Origin of the sequence: Rhodococcus sp. ENV425, from assembly GCF_002887785.1 — a bacterium.
GTDB classification, from domain to species: domain Bacteria; phylum Actinomycetota; class Actinomycetes; order Mycobacteriales; family Mycobacteriaceae; genus Rhodococcus; species Rhodococcus aetherivorans.
In genome coordinates, this window is sequence record NZ_PCZU01000269.1 from 16966 (window position 1) to 26633 (window position 9668).

At 72.8% G+C, this 9668-nt stretch carries 2 protein-coding genes and 1 pseudogene; all 3 read left to right on the forward strand.

All coding sequences use genetic code 11. The annotated features are described in order from the left end of the window. Positions 1-8: 8 nt before the first annotated feature. A pseudogene (locus tag CQZ88_RS31815) lies at positions 9-53 on the forward strand (hypothetical protein); the annotation flags it as partial. Positions 54-56: 3 nt separating this feature from the next. Further along, a complete protein-coding gene (locus CQZ88_RS31820; RefSeq protein ID WP_258008774.1) occupies positions 57-7301 on the forward strand; it encodes a non-ribosomal peptide synthetase in 7245 nt (2414 codons plus the stop codon). A gap of 612 nt (positions 7302-7913) precedes the next feature. After that, positions 7914-9668, forward strand: a 1755-nt coding sequence (locus tag CQZ88_RS24940) for a non-ribosomal peptide synthetase (protein ID WP_374703840.1), incomplete at its 3' end; no start/stop codon positions are given.

Genomic DNA, 9668 nt, shown 5'->3' on the forward strand with positions numbered 1-9668 from the left:
TGCAGGTCATCGCGCGGCTCGAGGCCGCCCTCGGCGTCCGGGTCCCGGTGCGGACGTTGTTCGAAGCGCCGACCGTGTCGGCCCTGGCGGCGCGGATGGGGGATCCGGTCGCGGTCCCGTCCCGGATGCCCCTGCGCCCCCGGCGGCGCCCCGAGCGGATTCCGCTGTCGCTCGCGCAGCGGCGGATGTGGTTCTTCAACCGGTTCGACCCGGACTCCGCCGCCTTCAACATCCCGCTCGTGCTGCGATTGACCGGGGCGCTGGATGTGCCGGCGCTGCAGGCCGCCCTGCGCGACCTGCTCGCCCGGCACGAGGCCCTGCGCACCGTCTTCCCCGACTCCGACTCCGGACCGTTCCAGGTGATCGTTCCGCTCGAGGACGTACCGCTCGATCTGGCGGCACAGGACGTGGCCGAGGACGACCTGCACCCGCGGATCGCCGCCCTCGTCTCCCGGGGGTTCGACGTCACCGGTGCGGTACCCGTCCGGGCGGCCCTGTTGCGGCTCACCGACCGGGACCACGTGCTGGTCGTCGTCGTTCACCACATCGCGAGCGACGGCGGATCCCGGGCCCCGATGGCCCGGGATCTGGCCACCGCGTACCTGTCCCGCAGAGCGGGCCGGGCACCGGAGTGGACTCCGCTGCCGGTGCAGTACGCCGACTACGCCCTGTGGCAACAGGACGTGCTGGGCTCCGAGGACGACCCCGAGTCGGTGCTCGCGCGCCAGTTGAACTACTGGACCACGGCGCTGGCGGACCTGCCGGACCTGGTGGACCTGCCCCCCGACCGCCCGCGGCCCGCCGTGCAGACCGGGCGCGGCGCGAGCCTCGACTTCACCCTGGACGAAGCGTTGGCCGCCCGGCTCGATCGGCTCGCCCGGGATCACGGCGTGACGTTCTTCATGCTCGCGCACGCCGCGCTCGCGGTCCTGCTGGCCCGCCTGTCCGGTACCGACGACATTCCCGTCGGGGCACAGGTCGCCGGCCGCGGCGAGGAGGCACTCGACGATCTCGTGGGGATGTTCGGCAACACCCTCGTGCTGCGCACCCGGATCCACCCGGACGCCACCTTCTCCGAGCTTCTCGCCGGCGTGCGGGAGGTCGACCTCGCCGCCTTCGGCAACCCCGACGTTCCGCTCGAACGGCTCGTGGAGATCCTCGATCCCGTCCGGTCCACCGCGCATTCGGCCCTGTTCCAGGTGCTGCTCGTGGTGCACAACTTCACCCGCTCCGAGATCGCATTGCCGGACCTGCACATCGCGCCGGTCGGGACAGCCACGGGCGGCGCCAAACTCGATCTCGAGATCCACCTGACCGAGATGCGCGACGAGCAGGGGCGGCGGGACGGGGTCGCGGGATCCGTCGTCTACGCGTGTGACCTGTTCGACGAGGACACCGTGCGGACGTTCGCCGCGCGACTCGCGTCGATCCTGGAGGCGGCGGCGGACGATCCGGGCGTTCCGGTCGGCGGCATCGACCTGCGCACCGCGGAGGAACGTGCCCGGCTCGACGAGCTGAACCGGACCGCCGCGCCGCTCGGTGACCGGTTGGTGCTGGACGCGTTCACCCGGCAGGCGCGGCGCACCCCCGACGCGACGGCGGTCGTCTTCGAGGACACCGCGCTGACCTACGCGCAGTTCGCCTCTCGGGTGGACCGGCTCGCCCGGCGCCTCGTCGCCTGCGGCGTCGGGCCCGATCGGCTGGTCGGCGTCCACATGAGCCGATCGGTCGAGATGATGGTCGGGATCTATGCGGTTCTCCGGGCCGGTGGCGGGTACGTGCCGCTCGACCCGGAACACCCCGCCGAGCGAACGGCATACGTCCTGGCCACCGCCGAGCCGGTGGTGGTGCTGACCACGACGCGCGATCGGGGCACGCTCCCCGATTCCGTCCCGGCCCTCGTGGTCGACGAATCGGACTTCGCCCCGGCGCCGGTCACCGAGTTCGCCGACCACGAGCGCCTGGCGCCGCTGCATCGGGCGAACATCGCCTACGTGATCTACACCTCCGGGTCGACGGGCCGGCCCAAGGGCGTTGCCGTCACCCACGGCGCCGTCGTCAACCAGATGACGTGGATGCGCGAGCGCTACGAATTCGGCATGGGGGACACGGCGCTGCAGAAGACCCCCATCACGTTCGACGCGTCGGTGTGGGAGCTGTTCTTCCCGCTGCAGGTCGGTGCGCGGCTCGTGGTCGCGGCACCGGGAGGCCATCGCGACCCGGAGTACCTGGCCCGCCTGTCGCGGCAGTGGGCCGTCGGCATCCTCGAGTTCGTTCCGGCGATGCTCGCCGTGTTCCTCGCCGATCCCGCACTCGAACTGCCGGCGGCGCTGAAGTACCTGTCCGTCGGTGGCGAGGCGCTGCCGGGAGAGCTCGCGGCCCGGTTCGCCGAACGCTCGGATGCGCTGCTGGACAACACGTACGGCCCGACCGAGGCGACCGTCACCGCGACCGTGCTGCGCTGTGCCGGACGTCGCACCGATGCCGGCACCGTGCCGATCGGCCGTCCGATCCGCAACACCACCACGCATGTTCTCGACGAGCGGCTGAACCCGGTACCGATCGGGGTGCCGGGGGAGCTGTATCTCGGTGGGGTGCAACTTGCCCGCGGTTACCATGCCCGCCCGGATCTGACCGCGCAGCGGTTCGTCGCGCACCCCGGCGGGGCGCGGCTGTACCGCACCGGGGACCGGGTCCGGTGGTTGCCGGACGGTACCCTCGAGTTCCTGGGCCGCAACGACTTCCAGGTGAAGGTGCGCGGTCTGCGGATCGAGCTGGGGGAGATCGAGGCGGCACTGCTGGCGCAGCCGCAGGTGGCGCAGGCCGTCGTGACCGTCCACGACGGGCCCCACGGCGCGCAGATCGCCGCGTACGTCGTGTCCGCGGACGGCGCCGAGGCCGACGCGGACGCCGTTCGCGCGGCAGTGGGGCGCCTGCTGCCGCGGTACATGGTGCCCGACGTGGTGACCGTGCGCGGGGAACTCCCGCTCACCACATCCGGAAAGGTGGATCGCCGGGCCCTGCCGGAACCGGCCCCGGCCGTCCGCGGGTTCCGGGCGCCCACCACCGCGATCGAGAAGACCGTCGCCTCGGTGATCGGTGAGGTGCTCGGCGCGGAGCGGCTCGGTCTCGACGACGACTTCTTCGCGCTCGGCGGGAATTCGTTGATCGCCACGCGCGTGGTCGCCCGGATCGGGTCGGCGCTGCGCGCGTCGGTGCCCGTCCGCGTGATCTTCGAGGCGTCGACGATCGAGTCGCTGTCGGCAGCCGTGGAACGGCACGTCGGGTCCGGCGGCCTGCCCGCCCTGGCGGCCCGGCCGCGTCCGGAGCGGATCCCGCTGTCGCCGGCCCAACAGCGGATGTGGTTCCTCAGCCGGTTCGAGGCGACCGCGGCGGCCTACAACATCCCGATGGCCGTGCGGCTGACCGGGCGGCTGGATCCGGTCGCGCTGCAGTCGGCGGTCGCCGACGTGGTCGCCCGGCACGAGGTCCTCCGGACCGTCTACCCCGAGGTCGACGGGGTCCCGGTCCAGCAGATTCTGCCCGCGGGCGCCGGTGTGCCGGCCCTGCGCCCGACGGACGTCGACGAATCGGAGCTCCAGGCCGCCGTCCGGTCGGCGGCGGCGGTCGGATTCGATGTCACCCGGTCCGTTCCGGTTCTCGTGCGGCTGTTCCGGGTGTCCCCGGCCGAACACGTCCTGCTCGTCGTGGTGCACCATATCGCCGCCGACGGCTATTCCGTGGCGCCGCTCGTGCGGGATCTCGCCCTCGCGTACAGCGCGCGACGGGAGGGCCGCGAACCCGCATGGCGGCCGCTGCCGGTGCAGTATGCGGACTACACGCTGTGGCAGCGGGAGGTGCTGGGCAGCGAAGCCGATCCCGCCTCGCGCGTCTCCCGCCAGCTCGCCTACTGGGCCGACGAACTGGCCGGGCTGCCCGACCAGTTGCCCGTGCCCACGACCCGGCCGCGGCCTCCGGTGCAGTCCTACCGGGGAGACCGGGTTCCCGTCACGATCGACGCGGACCTTCACGGCAGGGTGGCCGCGCTCGCGGCGGCCACGAGGACCACTCCCTTCACGGTCGTGCACACGGCCTTCGCGGTGCTGCTGGCCCGGCTGTCCGGCACCGAGGACGTCGCGGTGGGCACCCCGGTGGCCGGTCGGGGTGAGGCGGCCCTCGACGACCTGATCGGGATGTTCGTGAACACCCTCGTGTTCCGCACGCGGGTCGACCCCGCCGTCTCCTTCGCGTCGCTGCTCGCGCAGGTCCGGGAGCAGGACATTCAGGCCCTGGCCCATGCGGACGTCCCGTTCGAACGACTCGTCGAGGCGCTGGCGCCGGCCCGGTCCATGGCGCGGCATCCGCTGTTCCAGGTGGGGTTGTCGTTCCAGAACCTCGGAGCGGTCGCCTTCGAACTCCCGGACCTGGTGGCGGCTCCGGTCGACGTCGCAGGGGAGATCGCCCAGTTCGACCTGCACCTGATCGTCGGCGACAGTTACGGCGCAGACGGGACGCCTGCGGGTATCGGCGGGCATCTGTCCTACGCCACCGATCTCTTCGACGTACGCGCGGCCGCGTCCATCGCGGACCGGTTCGTTCGGATCCTGGGCGAACTCGTCTCGGTTCCCGACCGGGCGGTCGGCGACGCCGATCTGCTCGGCGCCGACGAGCGGCGGGCGCTGCTCGAGGCGACGAACGACACCCGGGTCGAGGTTGCGGGCGGCGGCTGCCTCCCCGATCTGTTCCAGCACCAGGTGCACGAACGCCCGGGGGCGGTCGCGCTCGTCGGGGACGGCGTGCAGCTGACCTTCGGGGAACTCGGCGCTCGCGTCGCCCGGCTGGCCCGCGCGCTGGTGGCGGCCGGCGTCGGGCCGGAGACCCGGGTCGGTCTGATGATGCCCGGCTCCGTGGACCTCGTCGTCGCCATGTACGCGGTGTCCGCCGCCGGGGGCGCGTACGTTCCGCTCGACCCGTCGCTGCCGATCACCAGGCTGGCCCGCATGGTCGAGGCGGCGCGGCCGGCGACGGTCCTCGCGACGGCGGTGTCCACGCGCGTCGCGAGGGAGGTTGTGCCGGAGCCGATCCCGGTGATCGATACCTCGAGTGTGGACCTGTCGCGGTACTCGGCCGCCCCGGTGACCGACGCCGATCGCAGTGCGCCGCTGCGGCCCTCGAACCTCGCCTACATACTGTTCACGTCGGGATCGACCGGGGTGCCCAAGGGCGTGGCGGTGGCCCACGGCGCGGTGGTCAACCAGTTGCGCTGGATGCATGCGGAGTTCGGGTTCGGCCCGGACGAGGTGACGGTGCAGCGGACGGTGGCGACGTTCGACCTGTCGGTGTGGGAGTTCTGGGGCGCCACGACATGTGGCGGCCGGCTGGTGGTGGCGGATCCCGAGGCTCGCCGCGATCCGCTCCGCCTGCTCGCGCTCGTCGAGCGGGAGTTCGTGACGACGCTGTACCTGGTTCCGTCCCTGCTGAGCGCCCTGATCGCGGGTGCAGACCGAGAATTGCCGACCTCGGTGCGGCGGGTGCTCTCGATCGGGGAGACGCTACCGGGTGCCGTGGCCGGGGCGTGGCGCCGGTCGAGCCGGGCGGAGCTCGTCAATCTGTACGGACCCACCGAGGCGGCCGTGTCGGTGACGGCGCACCGGGTCACGGGCGCGGACACCGACCAGGTGCCGATCGGGGTGCCGGGGTGGAACACCCGCGTGTACGTACTCGACCGGCGGCTGCGGCCCGTGCCGGTGGGAGTGACCGGAGAGCTCTACCTGGCGGGCCGGCAACTCGCGCGGGGCTACAGCGGCAGCCCCGGGGCGACCGCGGACCGGTTCGTTGCCGACCCCTTCGGGGCCGGGGGCCGTCTGTACCGCACCGGTGATCTGGCCCGGTGGACCCCTGCGGGCGTCCTCGAGCACGTGGGCCGCGGAGACTCCCAGGTCAAGCTGCGCGGTTTCCGGATCGAACTCGGAGACATCGAGGCGGCGCTGCTGCGTCTGCCCGCCGTGGCGGCCGCGGTCGCGACGGTGCACCACGACGCCGCGACCGGCGCTCGGATCGTCGCGTATGTCGTTGCCGCGCAGGGTGAGTCGGACCTCGACCTGGGGGCCCTGCGGAGCGCGCTCGCGGACGAGCTGCCGAACTACATGCTGCCGGCCTCGATCATGCGCCTGGACCGGCTCCCCGTCGGAACGACGGGCAAGGTCGATCGCGGCGCGCTGCCCGCGCCGATGCCCGAGCGGGCGTCCTACCGGGCTGCGGCGACGCCCGTCGAGCGTGCGGTTGCGCAGGTGTTCGCGGACGTCCTCGCTGCGGACCGGGTCGGATCCGACGACGACTTCTTCGTCCTCGGCGGATCCTCGCTCGTGGCCGTGGGGGCGACGCGGGAACTCGCGCGCCGGCTCGGCCGTCCGGTGCCGCTCGAGTGGGTGTTCGCCCATCCGACGGTGGGGGACCTTGCGGCCCGGATCGAGCGGTCGGCGGGGGAGAGGCCGCCGGCGAGCGGGTCCGCCGACTCCTCCCTGGACGTGCTGCTGCCGCTGCGCGAGGGCGACGACGGACGCGATCCGGTGTTCTTCGTCCATCCGGTGATCGGCCTCGCCTGGAGCTTCGCCTCGCTCGCCGGCTACGTCGAGCCGGGCCGTGCGGTCTACGGGCTGCAGTCCCCGGCGCTGTCCGGGGAGTCGGACCTACCGGATTCGATCGAGTCCTGGGCGGCGCGGTACGTCTCGGAGGTCCGGCGGGTCCATCCGGACGGTCCCTTCCACCTGGTCGGATGGTCCCTCGGCGGGGTGATCGCCCACGAGATGGCGGTCCAGCTCCAGCGAGCCGGACTCGAGGTCGGTTCGCTCGTGCTGCTCGACGCCTATCTGCCCGATGCCGTGCGCGGCCCGGTGGATCCGGTCGCGGTGGCTGCGGCGGCCTTCGGTGCGAACCGCGCCGGCGGCGGGGAACCGGCGTACGCCCTCGGTGACATCGGGATGCTCGCCGACGAGATCGATCCCACCCTCGCCTCGTCCGTCCTCACGAGCATCGACTGCTCGTTCGAGGCGCTCGAGCGGCACGTGCCGGCCCGGTACGAGGGACGCATCCTCTTCGTCGGCGCCGCGCCGCAGACCGTGCCGGATCCCGAATCGGGCCGGGACTGGTCACCGTACGTCTCCGGCGGCGTGCACCGGCACGACCTGCCGACCTCGCATTGGGAGATGACCGGGCCGAGTGCGTGCGCTCGTCTCGGGCCGCTGCTGGCACGCTGGACGTCCGGCGGCTCCTGCCCGGAATGCGACGGCGTGGATCGCTGACCCATGGGTGAGCGGCGGCCGTGTTCGAGCTCACATTCGACATCGAACGTCTGCTGTCCAACAGTTGGATGAAACGTGTGCATTGTCTAGCCTTGGCGGGGTTCGTGGTGCGGTCGGAACGGCCGAACGGCCGGAAGGCGGTGCCGAACGGCCCGGAGGCGGTGCCGAGGTCCTTCGCCTCGCGCCGCCGGAACCTGCAGGCGGCGAGGCGGATCCGGCGCGAGGGCCGGGATCTCCCCGCCGCCGGTCGGGTGCGGCGGTCCGGGCCGTTCGTCCCGTGCGGGGCGACGCTGTGTCGCGCGACGAACGTCGCGCCGGGGCCGCGCCGACGCTCTCGCCGGGCCGGCGACTCCTGTCCGGAATGCCGGTCTACCCGTCGGTAACTTAGTTACCGGACATACGTACAGGTGGCACGGTTTGTTTTCGTGTGGAATGGTGACGAAGTGCTCTAGCGCCGGGAATCGTCGGGGTTCCGGTGCGCGAGGCGCAGTGGAGCGGCGACCGCCGGGGGAGGGCGGGCGTCGCCGTAGTTCTTGACACCCCGGCGGTGAACGGAGCCGGGATGCGCACGCGCGCAACGGCTCCGGAATTCGGAGGGGAGAGCCGATGAAGGTGATCGACCGAACCGTCCGCGGAAATCTCCGCGGTTCGCGCCGCCGGACGCCCACGGCACTGCTGCCGCACCTGCTGTCGGCCGCCGTCGAACGCGATCCCGGCGCGCCGGCGCTCACGTCGGAGGGACGCACCCTCACCTACCGCGATGCCGACGCCGAGTCGTCCCGGCTCGCCCGCCTGCTCATCGCGCGGGGAATCGGCCCCGAGGACCGCGTCGCGGTGCTGCTCACCCGCTCGATCCGGTCCGTTCTCGCCGTCTGGGCGGTCGCCAAGACGGGCGCGGCGTTCGTCCCGGTGGCCCCCCGCTACCCGGCCGATCGGGTCCGCTACATGCTGTCGGACTCGAACGCCCGCCTCGCCCTCACGGTGGCCGGGCACCGGCACGTCGTCCCCGAGGAGTTCGACACCGTCGTCCTGGACGGCGCCGAGATCCGGACGGAACTCGACGCCTGCCCGGCCGACCCGCTCGCCTTCGTCGACCGGGTGCGGCCGCTGCGCCCCGACCATCCCGCCTACGTCATCTACACCTCGGGCTCCACGGGGCAGCCGAAGGGCGTCGTGGTCACCCAGGCCGGGCTCGCCGCCTTCTGCGCCGAGCAGGTCGAGCGCTACCACCTCACCCCCGGCGCCCGCACCCTGCACTTCGCGTCCCCCAGCTTCGACGCGTCGGTGCTCGAGCTGCTGCTCGCCGTCGGCGCCGGGGCGACGATGGTCGTCGCCCCGCCCTCCGTGTACGGCGGCGACGAGCTGGCCGGACTGCTGCGCAGCGAGCGGGTCACGCACGCCTTCGTGACCCCGGCGGCCCTCGCCTCGGTGGAGCCCGCCGGCCTGGACGACCTCGGGGTGGTGGTGGTCGGCGGCGAGGCGTGCCCGCCGGACCTGGTGGCGCGCTGGGCGCCCGGCCGCCGGTTCCACAACGGGTACGGCCCCACGGAGACCACGATCATGACGAACATCTCCGGGCCGCTTCGGCCCGGCGAACCCGTCACGATCGGCCGGCCGATTCGCGGAGTCGCCGCCGAGGTCCTCGATTCCCGCCTTCGGCCCGTGCCGGCGGGCACGGCCGGCGAACTGTACCTGACCGGGCCCGGCCTCGCCCGCGGCTATCACGATCGTCCCGGACTCACGGCCGCGCGCTTCGTCGCCGCGCCCGGTGGCGCCCGGAGGTACCGCACCGGTGACCTGGTGCGGTCCCCGCGCTCGGTCCGCGAGGGCATCTCGTATCTGGGCCGGAACGACTTCCAGGTCAAGGTGCGTGGCTTCCGCATCGAGCTCGGTGAGATCGATGCGGCGTTCGCCGCGCACTCCACGGTCGACTTCGCCGCCACCGTCGGTCACCGGGGTGCGACGGGGGAGACCCGTCTCGTCACCTACGTGCACGCCGCCCCCGGTTCCGCGATCGACGCCGCCGCGCTCACGGCCTTCGTCGCCGAACGGCTTCCGTCGCACATGATTCCGTCGTCGGTGATCGCGCTGGAGGCCATTCCGCTGACGCCGGTGGGCAAGCTCGATCGCGCGGCCCTGCCCGAGCCCGAGATCGCGTCGGCCCCGTACCGGGCGCCGGCCACCGTCGCGGAGGCGGCCGTCGCGGAGGCGTTCGCCGACGTGCTCGGGGTGCCGCGGGTCTCGGTCGACGACGACTTCTTCGACCTGGGCGGCAACTCGCTGCTCGCCACTCGCGTGATCGGTCGGATCAGGGCGGCGCTCGACGTCACCGTCTCCGCCGCCGACCTGTTCGACGCCACCACGGTC